This window comes from Acidicapsa dinghuensis (assembly GCF_025685685.1).
In the GTDB taxonomy this organism is placed as follows: Bacteria; Acidobacteriota; Terriglobia; order Terriglobales; family Acidobacteriaceae; genus Acidicapsa; species Acidicapsa dinghuensis.
Map to the genome: position 1 here is coordinate 294,567 of NZ_JAGSYH010000005.1, position 17,670 is coordinate 312,236.

Genomic DNA, 17,670 nt, shown 5'->3' on the forward strand with positions numbered 1-17,670 from the left:
CGGAGATAATCATGATGCGCCGTTCGCGGATATTCCCCGTCCTGGCCCTCGCGATCTCGTTCGCCGCGAATGCCCCGTCTCAGACAATGCAAGCTCCAGATATAACAAAGGAGCCAACGCTTTACGTTGTTCCCTATGCCCATCTCGATACGCAATGGCGCTGGGAGTTTCCGCAGGTTATCAGTGAATACCTGCTGAAAACGATGAAGGTCAACTTCGACTACATCGATAAGTATCCCCACTATGTTTTCAACTGGACTGGCGCAAACCGTTACCGGCTGATGAAGGAGTATTTCCCCGCCGACTACGAGCGCATGAAGGGATATATTGCCAAAGGCAACTGGTACCCGGCCGGATCTTCGGTAGAAGAGGGTGACGTGAACCTGCCCAGCGCCGAGTCGATCTTCCGGCAGGTGCTCTATGGCAACACCTATTTCCGCGATGAATTTGGCAAGGCCAGCGCTGAATATATGCTGCCGGACTGCTTCGGCTTCCCTGCCTCTTTGCCAACGATTCTCGCAGCGTCAGGCGTAAAGGGCTTCTCAACGCAGAAGCTGAGCGCCGCATGGCAGCCTGCGCCTAAAGTTGGTGGTCCGGATTCTGCCGAACAGACGCCAGAGGGCATTCCCTTTAATGTAGGCATCTGGAAGGGTCCCGATGGCGAAACGATTTTGGCTGCTCTGAATCCCGGTGGCTACGGCAGCCGGATTCGCACAGACCTTAGCAAAGAGCCGCCGCCGGTCGTCATCCCTCCAGATGCAACGCCGCAGATGCGCCGCTTCCTTGAGAATAATCAGGAACAGGACTGGGTGAAGCGCGTCAACATCGACGGCCAGGCTACGGGCGTTTTCGCCGACTATCACTACGTTGGCACCGGCGATATCGGCGGTGCTGTGGATGAGGAATCGGTGAAGCTGCTGGAAGCCACGGTGGACAAGACGGATGCGGTGCTGCCAACTCCCGGCAGCGCCATGAGCGCCTTTGGTCCGAATGCGGACCAGGCCGCCAAGACCACAGGTCCGGAAGTACAGATGGGCACCGGCCCGCTGCATGTGATCTCAGCAGCAGCAGACCAGATGTTCCTGGACATCAAACCGGACATGCAGTCTCGCATGCCAAGCTACCAGGGCGATCTGGAACTGATCAACCACTCTGCCGGCTCGCTGACCTCAGAGGCTTATCACAAGCGCTGGAATCGCAAGAATGAGATTCTCGCCGACGAGGCGGAAAAAGCATCGGTTGCTGCGAGCTGGATGGGTGGAAGGCCCTATCCGCAGAAACGGCTCAATGATGCGTGGTTCCTGGTGATGGGCGGGCAGTTCCACGACACGGGCGCAGGGACCGCTACACCGCGTGCCTATGAGTTCGCGTGGAACGACGACATCATCGCCTCGAATCAGTTCGCCGATGTCTTCACCGATGCAACGCAGTCGGTTGCCTCCGGCATGAACACTGAGGTGCACGGCGTTCCTCTGGTTGTCTTCAACTCGCTTAATATCCCGCGCGAAGACGTTGTCGAAGCACACGTTGCCTTCCCTGGAGGCACGCCCAAAGCTGTCAAGGTTATTGGCCCTGACGGCAAGGCGACTCCATCGCAGGTCGAAGACGGCAAGGTACTGTTCCTCGCCAAGACGCCTTCGGTTGGCTATGCGGTTTATGACATACAGCCCGCCGCATCAGAAGAGCACTCTAGGGAGCTGCACGTCAGCGAATCGTCGCTTGAGAATGCGCGCTATCGCGTTCATATCAACTCCGACGGCGATGTGACGAGCATCTTCGACAAAAAGATCAATAAGGAACTGCTCTCTGCTCCCTTCCGGCTGGCACTGATGAACGATGCGCCGAAACAATGGCCGGCATGGAACATGGATTTCGATCAGGAGCAAGCTGAACCCACCGCTTACGTCTCTGGCCCAGCAAAAATCCGCGTGGTCGAGAATGGTCCAGTGCGTGTGGCTGTCGAAGTCTCGCGCGAGACGAAGGGATCGAAGTTCGTACAGACGGTGCGGCTCTCGGCGGGTGATGCCGGCAACCGCGTCGAATTTGGCGAGTCGATCGATTGGAAGACTCTTTCGTCCAATCTCAAGGCTGTCTTCCCGCTTTCGGCAACCAACAACATGGCTACATACAACTGGGAAGTCGGTACCATTCAACGGCCTACCGCGTATGATCGCCAGTTCGAGGTTGCCTCGCATCACTGGATCGATCTGACCGATCAGAGCGGCTCGTACGGCGCGACAATTCTCACAGACGTTAAGAACGGCTCGGATAAGCGCGACGATCACACCATTCGTCTCACGCTCATTCGCACGCCCGGCTTCCCACCACCCGATCCGAAGTTCCCTAACCGCCGTCCTGGCTACAGCGATCAGCTCAACCAGGACTGGGGTCACCACGAGATCCTCTTCGGGCTCGCGGGGCATGAAGGCGACTGGCGCCAGGGACAGACCGACTGGCAGGGCTATCGCCTGAGCACTCCGCTGGTTTCGTTTGAAACGAGCAAGCACTCCGGCTCGTTGGGCAAGTCGTTCTCCATCGTCACGGTCGACAATCCTCGTATCCGCATCCTCGGCCTCAAGAAAGCTGAGAAGAGCGACGAGACTGTCATCCGCATGGTGGAACTGGATGGCAAACCTGCCTCCGATGTGCATGTGAAGTTCGCCGGTCCCATTGAATCAGCACGCGCGATCAACGGGCAGGAATTGCCGCTTGGCAGCGCTACCGTGAACGATGGCGTGCTTGATGCCTCCTTCAACGGATACCAGCCGCTGACCTTTGCATTAAAGCTTGGCGCGGCTCCAGCTCATCTCGAAAGCGTTCAGTCCGAACCGGTCACACTGAACTATGACCTGGCTGCGGCCAGCAATGACGACACGCATTCGCAGGGTGGATTCGATTCGAAAGGCGATGCTCTGCCCGCCGAAATGCTGCCCGGCGATCTGCACTTCAATGGCACGGACTTCCACCTGGCTCATGCGGCGACCGGGACACCGGACGCAGTGGTCGCCAAGGGGCAGAAGATCGAACTGCCTGAAGGGGGCTTCAACAAGGTGTATATTCTTGCGGCTTCTGAAGATGGAGACCAGAAGGCCACATTCCGCGTGGGCAGCAATCCGGCTACCCTGGACATCGAAAACTGGGGTGGTTTCATCGGTCAGTGGGATACACGGTTGTGGAAGCCGGAGCCGGACAGCATCAAGGTCGGCGGACGCTTCGGACAGCCGGAGCGGACCGTCGAGTTGAAGCATGACTGGGCAGTTTCCGCCAACCACGCGACCTGGCCCGATATCACCTATCGCGGATCACCAGACTGGTCGCCCAGCTATCCGGACGACTACCTCGGTCTTCGCCCTGGCTTTATCAAACCGGCAACTCTGGGATGGTATGTCTCGCACCATCACACGCCAGATGGCTTGAATGAGCCTTACCAGTACAGCTACCTCTTTGCCTATCCGGTGTATCTGCCGCCGCACACCAGGACACTGACTCTGCCTGAGAATGACAAGGTCCGCGTACTGGCAATTACGGTGGCAAAGGATGAGCCCGCGGTTACTCCCGCGCAGCCACTCTACGACACTCTGAAGTAGATAGACCGCATCAAATAAAGAGGCCCGGATCATCTCCGGGCCTCTTTATTTGTGCTGAATCTACGGGGAGGGAATTACTACTCTGTATCCGGTCTCTGATACGGCTTCTGCAGATACAGGCGGGCCTCATTTACTGCGCCCTGCGTATTGTCATTGGTCTGCACGGCCTGGCGGTATTCATTCACGGCACGGTCCCGCTGGCCGGTGACGTCAAAGATCTTGCCAAGCTGAATATGGCTCCAGACCTCGGTCCAACGTGGATCACCATCGCCACGCAAAGCATCGCGATAAGCATTGGCGCTGGCCTGGTAGTTTCGCTGCGCGAAGAGCACCTCACCGATGCGATAGCTGGCCAGAGAGCTTTGCGAGTTAGCCTGCAGCGCCTTCTGATACTCCTGCAGTGCGCCTGCAAGGTCACCCTGCGCCACCAGCTGTTGCCCCTTGAGAATCTGAACACGAACTTGTAAGTCGGGCGTAGACTGCAGCACCCAATCATCCGGATCGATCTGTATATGCCGTGGACGTCCGAAGGTATCGACGACAAAATTTGAGTCGGAACCGACAACGTCGATCCGCTTCATTTCTGTTTTGCCATCGGTCTCAACACGCAGTTCAACCGGCATGCGGAAGAGATCCAGATCCTGCTGGATCTCTCCGATGGTGCGGAATCCCTTATTGTTGCCCAGCCGGTAGACGGCGTATTTCTTCACAAACTGCGGCGCGCCGGTTCCGTCTATCCACTGCGCAAAGAACGGAGTCAAATTCTGCTGGCTCTGCGCCTCGGCCACTTTTTCAAAGTCTGCCGAACGCATGCCGCGGTCGGTGTACTGGCTAAGCGCTCCGACGAGAATCTTCTTAAACATGGCGTCGCCCACTTCCCAGCGAAGCATGTGGAAGACCATAGCGCCCTTCTCCAGCGTCATCGACTGGAACTCTGGCGAGAATGGATTGAGCCTTCCGGCGCTTGAAAGTGGCGTCGTGTCATAAGCCAGCGCACCGGCAGAGACATCCTCAATGGCGTTCCTCATCGCAGTCTTACCGTTCTCATCCTCCACATACATGAGCTCGGCGTAACGCGACATGCCATTGGTGATCCAGGCGTCATTCATGGTCTGTGGGCTTACCTCAGAGCCCCACCATTGATGGGCAATGGTGTTGGCAAGCAGGCGAATGCCCGATTTATCCGCAACACGCGAACCCATGATTGCAGCCACTTCAGGAGCCCACATAGCCGGGAGTGTGTCGTCCGGGATTTCGACGACGTTGAGATGAATAGACTCGGGTTCACCGAAGTTTTGCGTGAAGAACTCAAATTCGCGAGCCGCAGTCGCTGCCAGGTCGTTGCGCGAAGCCTGATGATTCACGGTGAGATAGACATGCACATTGGGCGCGCCCATTGGAGATACCGGCGCGACAAACCGCCCCGCGATAACTGTTCCGGGAAAACCGGGCTTCTTCCAATCGAAATCGTACTCATCCCCTGGTTTGCCATTGGAGAGCGTCACCGATTTCGACTGCCCCATCTTGCCGCTGGCGATCACCTGCATGCCCTGCGGAACCTTGATGTGCATCTCAGCGGTGAACCGGTCGATCTGATAGCCGGTCGTGGGAAACCATCGCCCGGGATATAACAGGTAGGTGATCGGCTCCTGAATAGCGGCCAGCTTCAGTCCCTCAACCGGTCCATCCTCATTGCCGGTGATCGTGCCTTCGTAAGAAAAAGTCCAGTGCACAGGCTGCTTGTCGACAAACGGAGTTGCGGGCGTAATGCGAATGCTGCCATCCGCGGTGCGGTCACCGGTCAGGACTTTACCCGTGTCATCCGTGACCTTGGTCAGCTTCAGCGCCGGGTGAAAGCCAAACGTGACCTCATCGGCTGAGGCAGGCGCAGTAAAGGTAACGACCGCGGTCGCCGTAATGTGGTGAGCAGTCGTGTCCAGTTCGGCGTCAATTACGTAGCCGGTGATAACGAGGCGATTGGCCGTACGCGAAAACTGAGCAGCGGCCGGCAACGTAAAAATCAGAGTTCCGAGAACCAATGAAAGCGTGCTGAACTGAAAAAAACGACTGCACCGAATGGAAAACTTGCTGTGCCTGCTCATCTCTGCCGCTGTCCTGTCCGGCCTGTTTGCCGAGGCCCGGAAACCTGAAAACGTTCCTTCGACTTCTTCTGACATTCGCCAGTAAACCGTACCGGCTCGAAAGATATGCCAACGATCCATGCCATAACCGATAAAAACCAGCTTAAACCTGCGCCATCCCCGGTTTCCCGTTCTGCAGCATAGCCAGTACTTCCCCGGCCACTGTTCCAATGGCTGTCTCTTCCGCTGCACGCCCGCTGCGAAGCTTGCGACCTACCTCGGCTAAACCTGCAACCATCTTTGAACGCGCGGGGCCGTCAGCCAGGAGCGGCTCTAATGCTTGGACGACAGCAGGCGGGTGAAAGTCATCCTGAATCAGCTCGGGAACGAGACGCTGGTCTGCAACCAGATTGACCATGGCAACATGGGGAACGGTTACTACCCTCTTAGCGATGGCGTAGGTGAGCGGCGAAACCCGGTAAACCACCACAAAGGGATTCCCGATCAGGGCTGCTTCCACCGTCGCTGTGCCGCTGGCGACAATCGAGGCGCGGCAACGGAAGAGCGTCGCACGAGCATCGTCTACAAATTTTAGGGGCAACTTTCCTAAAGCCTGTGCCTCTGCTTCAGCCATGGCGAGTGCCTCCTGGCGCTGCATAGCCGTCAGCGTAGGTGCAAGCGGAAGCACAAACTGCAAGCCATGGTTATTTTTGAGCAGCAAGCGCGCTGAGGCGAGCATTCCCGGCAAATTGAGCCGGATTTCCTTAATCCGGCTGCCGGGCAACAGCCCGATCCAGGTACGTTCCGGGTCGAGACCGTTCGCTTTTGCAAATTCCTCCGTGGTGATCGCCGGAAGTGGCAGGTCGGCCAGCGGATGGCCGACGTAGCGCGCATCCACGCTGCGCTCGCGGTAAAACGGCTCTTCAAACGGGAAAATCACCAGCATCCGGTCTACAAACCGCTGCACTTTGCGAATTCGGCCTTTTTTCCAAGCCCAGAGCTGCGGACTGACGAAAAAGATCACCGGAATGCCTAGACGCTGAAATTCAGAAGCCAGCTTCAGGTGGATGTCGGGAAAATCGATCAGGACAGCGATATCAGGCCGCAGTGTCTGAATCGCCGATTTGAGCTTCCGGTATTCGCGGTAAATCTGTGGCAAATGCCGGACAATTTCGGTTATCCCCATCACGGCCACGTCTTCACTGCGAACGATGCACTGCAGCCCCAGCGCTTCCATTCGGTTGCCACCCATCCCGATGAAGCGCGGCTCTATTCCACTAGAGCCAAATCGGGAAATAAGTTCCTCCATCAGCAAGGCACCGTAGTGTTCACCGCTGGCTTCTCCTGCCGAGAGGAAGATTGTGGGGCTCTGATCGGGCATCGGTCCTCTATCTACAGAGTAGAACCTGCGGAAGACACGATCGTCTCATCTCGCGCCATCCCCTCACCAACTCAAGTTTTTCTGTCTCTTTCCGATACACATGGCGTGCGCTCACTGTCTCAAACCGAGGCACGCGCTGACTCCTCTCACAGGCGAGCATCTTGACCCGCATATCTTCCATTCATCCCCCTCAGCCACGCCACGAGTCACGAGGTCGCGACTACTCCATCCGGTCTAAGACATCCGCAGCCGGGTTTGGCGCAGTTCTACTTATGGCACTCTACGTTTTGACCCCACCAGCGCGCGCGATGCAGACGCGCGATCTAATCCCGGGAGTGGCAGATGACAGCCATCTGGCACAGATTGGAGGGCGTGTCTCACCTATTCTGTCGAGGGCAACGGACCTGGGACCTGTTGAAGACTCCTTCACTGCAAGCCGGATGCTCTTGCTGCTAAACCGCTCTTCCGAACAGGAGCGTGCGCTGGAACAATTCATCGCCGGCTCTAACTCTCCCGGCAATCCTCATTACCACGCATGGCTAACGCCGCAGGAATTTGGCGAGAAGTTTGGGCCCTCGGATGCGGACATCGCAACCATTACAGCGTGGCTTCAATCTCAGGGATTCATAGTGGATCGCGTCCACCCTGGCAAAATGTTCCTCGAGTTTTCCGGCACTGCTGGGCAGGTTCGAGAGGCTTTTCATACCACGCTGCATCGGTACCGCCTTGGCACCGGGCAGATGGTGATTGCGAATGCCTCAGCTCCTGAGGTTCCATCCTCGCTGACAAACGCAATCCACGGCATTTCGATTGCGCCCACCGTTCATCTCCGACCTCTGGCCCATGTAGCAAGTCAGGCACCAAGCCAGGTGTCCTACGATCTGCAAACGCATATTGCTCAGCCTGAATGGACCTATCCGATGGCCGGTGGAGGCAACACTTACGAGTTAGCGCCCGCTGACTTCGCGGTTCAGTATGACGTTGCTTCAGTCTACAAATCTGGCGTCAACGGCGCCGGCCAGAGCATCGGCATTCTTAGCGACTCCAACATCGACTTGAGCCTTGTGGCTGCTTATCAATCGCTCTTTGGACTTATACCTAACCTGCCTTCCGTTATGATCGATGGCAATGATCCAGGGCAGACCACCGACGCTCCAGAGACATATTTCGACGTAGAAGAAGCCTCCGCAGTGGCTCCCGGAGCACAGGTGATCCTGTATACCTCGGCTGGCTCTGTCCTTACCGATCCTCTGATGGATGCGGCCCTGCGCGCTCTTGAAGACAACCAGGTCAGCGTACTCAGCGTCAGTTACGGAGCCTGCGAATCTGAGCTTGGCGCATCAGGCAATGCCATGTGGAGCGCTCTCTGGCAACAGGCTGCCGCGCAGGGCATCACTGTCTTTGCTGCTACGGGAGACAGCGGATCGGCTGCCTGCGACAACCCAGCTACGCAGGACCTCGCCTATAGCGGATTGGCCGTCAACGGAGTGGCATCCACACTGTACGATGTTGCGGTCGGTGGCACAGACTTCTACTACAGCAGCTATGCGTCGCCGCCCAGCACTCTGCAAGCGCAGATCGGCTCGTACTGGGGTATGGCATCGGCAACTGCTCCCGCAGTATCGCTGTTGCAGACTGCGCCCGAGCAGGCATGGAACGACGCCTTCGGATTGAATGCTAGCGATGGCGGCGTTTATTCCTCAGCGCGATCAAGCATTCTTGCTGGTGGAGGAGGCAGCAGCAGTGCTGCGATCTATCCCACATCGGGTTCTGTCACTGGATATCCCAAGCCCGTCTGGCAGACCGGAAGCGGTGTTCCCGCCGATAGCCGGCGCGATGTGCCTGATCTTTCTCTCTTTTCTGGAGATGGAGCGAATCTCGTCAAGTATCCCTTTTGCGCCAATCCAGGCGACTGCACGAACACGACAAGCACTGGAGCAGTTGTGCTCACCAGCGCAGGCGGGACCTCCGTCGCCGCGTCCGCGATGGCTGGGATTCAGGCTCTGGTGAATCAAGCCACCAACAGCAGGCAAGGGCTCGCCAACGTGACTTACTACGCACTCGCAAATCAGAGTGCGACAGCGAATACGTTTCGAGACATTGCAACCGGTGGCAACGCTGTTCCTTGCCTGCAAGGTTCCGCGAACTGCGTGCTGGCGACTTCAGGGCCGGCCAAGAGCAACTATGCCGAGAGCGGATATGTCGCCGGAACAGGTTACGATCTTGCGACAGGCCTCGGATCTGTCGATGTGGCCCGGCTGATCGCCAATTGGGCGCGTGTGACCTTGAAGCCGACGACTACGGCGCTAACACTCTCTTCACTCAGCTTTGCGCACGGCATCCCAGTCACCGTAAATGCAGTGGTTTCGCCCTCATCGGGCAGTGGCGCTCCAACAGGGAGTGTTGCGATCAATAGTACTGACGCGACCGCCTATTCCAATGGTCTTGCACTGCTCACGCTGACTGCAGCACAGGCCAGCGCATCGTTGTCTGACCTGCCTGGTGGCACCTATCAGGTGTTTGGTCAATACTCGGGTGATAGCACATGGGCACCAAACACATCTGAGCCAGTCAACATCACGGTCACGCCAGAGCGCGCCACGCTCATCACAACCGGATGGGTGCTTAACCCCGCAGATGGCAACATCTATCCACTGACACAAGGAATGTCGATTCCCTACGGTTCGCAGGTGTATCTGGATGCCCAGCCAGCAGGTGTCAATGAGGCCAATTCCGGAGCACGTGCAACGTCTGCGACTGGCTCGATTCTCTTCTCCGATGTAAACGGAGCAACCACGCAGTCCTTCATTGTCCCACTGAATGGAGAAGGTTCTGCTGAGTGGATTCCCGCTGTGCTGCCCGTCGGAGCGCACTCCATCTCCGCCTCGTACTCAGGAGACGCCAGTTACAACGCAATTGCTGCCACGCAGACCGCAGCGTTCACCGTGTTTCCCGGCACCACTACGCTTGCTATAAAGCCAATGGAAACCACCATCCCTGCTGGAAGCAGCGTCGTTGTCGAGATTCTACTAAAGAATGGTGATCTTGGACTCGACGGAGCACTGCCGACCGGAACCATCACCGTCAAACTCGGCAACCAGTCTCTCTCGATCAAGTCTCCTTTCAACGCCTCTGGAGCGGCGAACTCCGCGACGCAAGGAGCTTCTGTAACATTCACCAATGTCCCTGCAGGCATCTTGCCTTTGAGCGCTAGTTATTCGGGCGATACGAATTGGAACGCAAGCGCCGGATTCTACGGATCGGTTCAGTCGCTTTCTTCCAAAACTGCGCCTGCAGTCACCCTCACAGCCAATGCCTCCAGCTATTTGTCAAGTCAGACTGTATCGATGACCGCGGTCGTTATGGGAACTGCGGCATTCGGCGCGCCGCAAGGATCCGTTACATTCACCGAAGCGGGTGGCACTGTTTCCTACACGGGGGCCTTGCAGCAAAAAACGACAACCGCTGCCACATGGGAGTTGTCTCTACCCGCATGGAAACTGATGAATGGCAGCAACACCTTCCTGGCGAATTTCGCAGGCGACAGCAACTATTCCCCTCAATCCTCTGGCCCTCTCGTCGTAATACTGAATGCAGGGGATTTTTCTCTCACCTCCTCACAGCAGGAAGTCACAATCTCCCAAGCTTATACGGGAACCGTCCCACTCCTGATTTCCCCGGAAGATGGCTTCAGTGGCACCGTTACGTTAACGTGTTCCGCATCATCCAGCATTACCTGTTCCGCAGCCAACAAGATAATTTCACTATCAACATCCACGACCGACGTCATTTCGTATTCCATCCCTGCTGGCCTCACGTCTGGCACATATTCCACCTTCATTACGGCTTCCGGAGGCGAGAGGACGCACACCCTCGAAGTTCTTCTGTCCTACGCGCCTTCGACAGCAACGCCGACCTTCTTTCCGCCAGCCGGCACTTACGTGACGGCGCAGGCAGTCACCCTCAGCGATGCGACAACGGGAGCCACGATGTATTACACCACTGATGGCTCAACACCTACGGTTTCTTCGAAGCCATACGCCGAACCGATCACCGTAACCTCCAGCGAGACGTTGAATGCAGTCGCAATCGCCAATGGCTATTCATTCAGCCCAGCCGGATCGGCAACCTATGTCATCTCCTCCGCAACTGCACAGCCAGTCATTTCTCTCCCCGGCGGCACCTATAGCCCCTCGCAGACCGTCACCATCACGGACGCTACACCCGGTGCAAGTATTTACTACACCACGAATGGCAGCACCCCTACTGCGTCTTCGACTCCGTATACCAGTCCACTGACTGTCGGCCGCAACACGATTTTGCAGGCGGTTGCAATTGCGCCGGGTTACTCCATCAGTGGAGTAACCGTAGCAAGTTACACCATGACTAATGGAAGCACTCCGCTCCAGTTCATACCTATCACCCCATGCCGCATTGCGGACACACGCAATCCCGCTGGCTCCTTCGGAGGACCTGAACTGGCAGGCCGCAGCACACGCGAATTCGATATTCCACAAAGCAGTTGCAATATCCCCAGGACCGCCATCGGATATGCACTCAATGTTACGGTCGCACCCGATGGGCCGATAGGATATCTGGCCATCTGGCCGAGCGGGCAGCCGCAACCGTTCGTCTCTTTGCTCAATTCCGATGGCCGCGTAAAGGCGAATGCGGCCATTACGCTCGCGGGCAATAGCGGAGGAGTCAGCATCTACACCAGCGATCCGACAAACGTAATCCTCGACATCAATGGCTATTTCGTCCCCGCTGGAACCACGTCTGCGCTACAGTTTTATCCGCTCACACCGTGCCGCATTGCGGACACTCGCATCGGCTTAGGTCCATTCGGCGGCCCTTACCTTGCGGGCGATAGCAGCCGGGCATTCCCCATCCTTTCCAGCACATGCAACGTCCCTGCAAATGCTCAGGCTTATTCGTTGAATATCACCGCGGTTCCACACATAACCCTCGGCTATCTTTCCACATGGCCTACAGGATCGCCGCAACCCTACGTTTCCACCCTCAATTCATCCTCCGGTGAGGTAGAAGCAAATGCGGCTATCGTTCCTGCCGGCAGCAATGGCGAAATATCCATTTATACCTCGGATGACACAGATGTTGTGCTCGATATCAACGGCTATTTCGCGCCTCCTTCGAGCAACGGTTTATCTCTTTATTCCGTCACTCCATGCCGGATCATCGACACGAGAGCTGACGCACAACCATTCCCTGGGACACTGCTTGTTCCGGTTGCCACTAGTCCTTGCGCATTGCCGACGACTGCCGCAGCGTATGTGCTCAATGCGACAGTAGTGCCATCAGGCTCTTTCGGTTATCTTTCCCTGTGGGCAGGTGGGCAGCCGCAGCCATATGTCTCTACGTTGAACGCCACAGATAGCGCCATCACCTCCAACATGGCCATCGTTCCCACGGTCAACGGAACAGTCAATGCTTACTCTCCGAGCCCAGGCAATCTGATTCTCGACGTCAGCGGCTATTTCGCCCATTGAGACATATCGCCTGTGGTCACGCAACCTGCGACCGGTACACCGATACACTGGATGCTGGAGCGGGGAGGCAAGGGCTATTCAAGACAGCGAGAACATGGCTCATGGCCTGAGTGGCAGCCTTGAAGCACCCGACTGGCCGCCGCTCGAATTGGATGAAGTGCGGCAACTGCTGCGCCGCTATCCCCAAGCAGGCGAAGGGCAGCGAATTGTTTCGCGTAGCCCGCGTCCTTTTTCGTCCGCGGGCCTCGTCGAGACTTCCAGCAGAACGGTTTTTATCAAGCGGCACTCGAGCCTCATAAGAACCTGCGAAGAACTGAACGAAGAGCATCGCTTCATCGAATTTTTGGCGGAAGCATTTGAACAAGAGGAACGGCAAAACAACTTTTCTGGTCAGCAACTTGTGCAGGCACCATTGCGAGATGTTTCTGAAGAAACATCCGTTTGTCTCGGCGAATGGACCTACGAAGTGCATCCGCGGGCGCGTGGGCTTGACGTGTATGAGCAGGTCATTTCCTGGCAGCCTTTTCTGTCGAATCATCACGCATACGCGGCAGGTGAAACGCTCGCGCGCTTGCATCACGCGGCAAAGGGATACGCAGCTTCTGCGCGCCGCACGCAGCAACTTGTCACCAGTTTCACAATCTTCGCCGGTCCAGGTGAATCAGAGCTTTCGTCTTCACAGATTGACGCACACCGCGACCTTCCTTTCCTCCACATGCAGCACTACCTTTCATCGCGTCCTTCGTTGCGCAACTACGCGGAGGATCGCGATTGGCGACTGGATATGCAGGAACTCTTTTTGCCGTTGTACCGAGAACTCACGCCGTGGTTGCCGTATCTGGAGCCATTGTGGACGCACAATGACTTCCATGGTTCCAACATGATGTGGCGCAGCAACGAAGACGATGCAACCGTCATCAGCATCGTTGACTTCGGCTTGTCCGATCGCACGAATGCTATCCATGATCTGGCAACAGCTATCGAGCGCAATATCATTGAATGGCTCCGCATGCAGGACACAACTGCCGATCTGGTTCACTTCGATCATTTAGCCGCACTACTCGATGGCTACGAATCGTGCACGCCTCTCAGCTATGAGCAAGCTCGGGCATTGGCTGCCATCTTGCCACTTGTGCATTGCGAGTTTGCGCTTTCAGAGACGGACTACTTCCTCTCTGTTCTTCATTCCGAAAACAAAGCGTACCTTGCCTACGAAGGCTATTTTCTCGGCCATGCGCAATGGTTTCTCTTACCGCAAGGTCAAGTACTGCTCTCATGGTTGCGCGAATGGGCAGAGAAACATCCGCGTGCTTCGGGAGGCGACCACTGATGTCTTCTGCCCATCTAACGCTTTGGTTCAACGAGCATTGGTTTGAGCTGATTGCCGCAGCAGTTAGCGCGCTTGATGTGTGGCTTGCGACGCGACGCAGCCTCATCTCTTGGCCCATTACAATCCTCGCCAGTCTGCTTTATGCGGAGCAATTTCGTGAGAGCCATCTCTACTCCGACATGCTGCTGCAGCTTATCTTCGTCGCCTTCGCCATTTACGGATGGTGGCACTGGCAGCAGGGCAAGAAGCAGGAAGGCTCTGTTCGTGTTGGAATTCCGTCGTCCTTAAGCTTATTGCGGGACGTCGCACTTGGCGCTCTTGCCAGCGTCGTTCTCGGCTACTGGATGAAACACCATACTGACGCTGCCCTGCCGTGGTTCGATGCTGCACTGACCGGCTACAGTCTCGTCGGGACCTGGTGGGGCGCCCGTAAGTACATTGCCAACTGGTGGTTATGGATCGTCGTCGACATACTCTATGTCGGGGAGTATCTATTCAAGCACCTGATTCTCACAGCCATCCTCTACGCTGTCTTCGTCCTGCTGGCTATGCTTGGAGTACGCGATTGGCAACGGGCGCTTCGCGCGCAACAGGCGACTTGAACGTCTCACCCCAAGCCGGACCTCTATCGCAAACGGTTCTCAAGACATGCCGTCAGCAACAGCCAGCGTCGATCTCTTCCCGGTGCATTTTCCGCGCACCTTTAATCTGCAACGCCTCGGGCCATACGATCCAACCACTGAGCTGCATTCCGACTGCTTCCGCAAAGCTTTCTTCTATCGTGGTACTCCTGCGGCTATCGAGATTATCCGTTCCACCAAGGATGAAAAGCGGGCACTTGTGATTCGAACTCATGGCGACAACGCCGACGAACTGTTAGCGGAAACCGCCGCGGACTTGCAGCAGGAAGATGGATACGCACAGTTTTCAACGTCGGATGCTGGCATGCAACGGCTGCATCGATTGCTTCCAGGTTTACGAGTTGTTCGCGTGCCGTGGCTATATGACATGACGTGTTCTGCGATCCTGCAGCAGCGGGTTCGCACGGTCGATGCCATGCGCGAATGGCGGAAGATCGCCTACCGTTATGGCACGCCTGCTCCGCTGGGTCTTCATGCATTTCCATCAGCTGAGGTTCTTGCCGCAGTGCCGCAGTTTGCTCTTGAGTCCATCGGAATCGACGCGAAACGCGCCAAGACGCTGCTTCGATTCGCGCGTGAAATGCGCTTTGTTTCTCTCAAGCCGGGCATGGACTTCGAACAGTTGCGGCAGACGCTATTGCGTGTCGCAGGTATCGGTCCATGGACAACGGAAACCGTGCTTGGTTATGGTGCAGGCGATACCGATGCAGCGATACCAGGAGATCTGCATCTGCCGCGCATTGTCTGCTACGCGCTTGCAGGCGAAGAAGATGGTACAGATGAGCGCATGATGGAATTGCTAGAGCCCTTTCGCGGGCATCGCTTTCGCATCATCCGGCTTATTACCTCAGCCGGCATCGATCTCCCTTGAGCGCCAGCACTCCATCCGTTTTTTGTCATGCGCCTGTCAGATAGGCGGCGAAGCTGCTGTGACATACTTTGGAGTGACTGATCGAACCGACCAGAGACTCCAGGAGACATATACCAATGACTTATGTTGCCGATGCAAAGCGCTATGACGGAGCACATTTCCGCCGATGCGGAAATTCAGGGATTGTTCTGCCGCCCATCTCCCTTGGCCTTTGGCAAAATTTCGGTGGTACTGATGTTTTTGAAACTGGACGCGCCATGCTCCGGCGCGCTTTCGATCGCGGCGTCGCGCACTTCGATCTCGCCAACAACTACGGGCCTCCTTATGGCTCGGCGGAAGAAAATTTTGGCGAGTACATGCGCAAGGATCTTCGCCCCTACCGCAACGAATTGATCATCTCAACCAAGGCAGGCTGGGACATGTGGTCAGGCCCATACGGCATCGGCGGTTCGCGCAAGTATCTGCTGGCCTCACTTGACGACAGTCTAAGGCGCATGGGACTCGATTATGTCGATATCTTCTACTCGCATCGCCCGTGGTTTGATGTGCCACTGGAAGAAACAATGGGAGCTCTGGTGCAGGCTGTTCGCCAGGGCAAGGCGCTCTATGTCGGCATCTCTTCTTACAGCCCGGAACGCACGCGCGAAGCAGCAAAAATCCTGCACGGCGAGGGTGTTCCTCTGCTGATTCATCAGCCGTCCTACTCCATGCTTAATCGCTGGATCGAACACGGGTTGCTCGACACGCTTGAGGAAGTCGGAGCAGGTTGCATTGCGTTTTCGCCACTCGCGCAGGGCCTTTTGACCAATAAATATTTGAACGGCATCCCAGGAACTTCGCGCGCCACGGCCGAAAATTCATCGATGCTGGATAAATTCCTGAATGAAGAAAACATCAGACGCGTGCGAGCTCTGAACGAAATTGCCGCAAAACGTGGCCAATCTCTGGCACAGATGGCGATTGCATGGGTGTTGCGAGACAAACGCGTAACCTCGGCACTGATAGGCGCACGCAATGTCGAGCAGCTCGACAACTCGCTTGATGCACTCAACAATCTTCAATTTACTGCAGCCGAATTGGGGGAGATCGATTCCTACGCCCAGGACAGCGGCATCGATCTCTGGCAGGACGCACGCGAGGGCCGTGAGTAACATCAACGAAATCTCCGTATCTATCGCGGTGTGAGCTCAATATCCAATTCATCCGATTGTGATATTTTCGAGGATGGCAGTTTTGCCGTTCGAGGTGTCTCTTTGGCAATTAAGGAATTTATCAAGCATCATTACCGTCACTTCAATGCAGCCGCGCTGATTGACGCTGCAGAGGCCTGGGTTAAGCTGCTCGACGATGGCGGCAAGATGTTTCTGACCATGGGCGGAGCAATGAGCACCGCAGAACTAGGCCTTTCGCTCGCCGAGATGATTCGCCAGGATAAAGTGCATGGAATCTGCTGCACAGGCGCAAACCTCGAAGAGGACGTCTTCAATCTCGTAGCGCATGACTTTTATGAACGTGTGCCCAACTATCGCGATCTGACGCCTGCCGATGAGCAGAAGCTGCTTCAGCGTCATATGAATCGTGTGACCGATACATGCATTCCTGAGATGGAAGCGATGCGGCGCATCGAAAATGTCGTGCTTAAGGAGTGGATGCGCGCCGATCAGGCAGGTGAGCGCTATTTCCCGCACGAATTCATGTACAAGATCCTGCTGTCTGGCGACCTTAAACAGTCGTATCAGATCGATCCGAAGAATAGCTGGCTTCTCGCGGCAGCCGAAAAGAACCTGCCGATGTTCGTACCCGGTTGGGAGGACTCGACCCTCGGCAACATGTACGCAGGCCACAATATCGCCGGCGACGTAAAGATGGTGCACACTGTCCGTACCGGCATTGAGTACATGATGGAGTTGGCTGAGTGGTACACCAAGACTACGAGCGAGACGCCGCTTGGTTTCTTCCAGATCGCAGGCGGCATTGCCGGTGACTTTCCCATCTGCGTCGTGCCGATGCTACATCAGGATTTGCAACGCGATAACGTTCCGTTGTGGGCGTATTTCTGCCAGATCAGCGATTCGACTACCAGCTTCGGGTCTTATTCGGGCGCGGTTCCGAACGAAAAGATCACCTGGGGCAAGCTCGGCGAAGAGACTCCAAAATTCATCATCGAGTCAGACGCGACGATCGTTGCGCCGCTTGTTTTCTCCTATGTTCTCGGCTGGTAATTCATTCCTGCCTTCACATAAGTGGTGATGTATAGAATGGGCTCGGA

The 17,670-nt window shown here is 56.2% G+C and carries 9 protein-coding genes; 7 read left to right on the top strand and 2 right to left on the bottom strand.

Annotated features, from left to right (window positions below; translation table 11 throughout):
* Positions 1-11: 11 nt before the first annotated feature.
* On the top strand, positions 12-3,587 hold the full coding sequence (locus tag OHL22_RS16165; RefSeq protein ID WP_263339546.1) for an alpha-mannosidase: 3,576 nt from the start codon (positions 12-14) through the stop codon (positions 3,585-3,587).
* A 77-nt stretch (positions 3,588-3,664) separates the two neighbouring features.
* Here the strand turns inward: OHL22_RS16165 and OHL22_RS16170 are convergent, their stop codons facing one another.
* Both OHL22_RS16170 and lpxB read right to left on the bottom strand, forming a co-directional pair.
* Positions 3,665-5,599 carry a M1 family aminopeptidase gene (locus OHL22_RS16170; protein WP_263339549.1) on the bottom strand — a complete coding sequence of 645 codons (1,935 nt, stop codon included), beginning with the start codon at positions 5,597-5,599 and terminating at the stop codon, positions 3,665-3,667.
* Between the two features lie 232 nt (positions 5,600-5,831).
* Entirely contained in the window at positions 5,832-7,049 is a 1,218-nt protein-coding gene (gene lpxB, locus OHL22_RS16175; protein ID WP_263339551.1) for a lipid-A-disaccharide synthase, read from the bottom strand.
* 272 nt (positions 7,050-7,321) lie between these two features.
* On the opposite strand from lpxB, the gene OHL22_RS16180 reads away from it, so the two are divergent.
* The 6 genes from OHL22_RS16180 (at position 7,322) to OHL22_RS16205 (ending at position 17,623) form a co-directional block, all read left to right on the top strand.
* The gene (locus OHL22_RS16180) at positions 7,322-12,559 is read left to right on the top strand and encodes a chitobiase/beta-hexosaminidase C-terminal domain-containing protein (protein ID WP_263339554.1); all 5,238 of its coding nucleotides are present in this window, start codon (positions 7,322-7,324) and stop codon (positions 12,557-12,559) included.
* Between the two features lie 94 nt (positions 12,560-12,653).
* Positions 12,654-13,889 (top strand): phosphotransferase enzyme family protein, encoded by a 1,236-nt coding sequence (locus OHL22_RS16185; RefSeq protein WP_263339556.1) that lies wholly within the window; start codon positions 12,654-12,656, stop codon positions 13,887-13,889.
* Entirely contained in the window at positions 13,889-14,491 is a 603-nt protein-coding gene (pnuC, locus tag OHL22_RS16190) for a nicotinamide riboside transporter PnuC (protein WP_263339557.1), read from the top strand. The genes OHL22_RS16185 and pnuC overlap by 1 nt, the downstream gene beginning before the upstream one ends.
* A gap of 46 nt (positions 14,492-14,537) precedes the next feature.
* Positions 14,538-15,401, top strand: coding sequence for a DNA-3-methyladenine glycosylase family protein (locus tag OHL22_RS16195; protein WP_263339560.1), 864 nt, complete (start codon positions 14,538-14,540; stop codon positions 15,399-15,401).
* A 116-nt stretch (positions 15,402-15,517) separates the two neighbouring features.
* Positions 15,518-16,552, top strand: coding sequence for an L-glyceraldehyde 3-phosphate reductase (gene mgrA / locus OHL22_RS16200; protein WP_263339563.1), 1,035 nt, complete (start codon positions 15,518-15,520; stop codon positions 16,550-16,552).
* A 102-nt stretch (positions 16,553-16,654) separates the two neighbouring features.
* Positions 16,655-17,623 carry a deoxyhypusine synthase family protein gene (locus OHL22_RS16205; protein WP_263339566.1) on the top strand — a complete coding sequence of 323 codons (969 nt, stop codon included), beginning with the start codon at positions 16,655-16,657 and terminating at the stop codon, positions 17,621-17,623.
* Positions 17,624-17,670 lie beyond the last annotated feature (47 nt).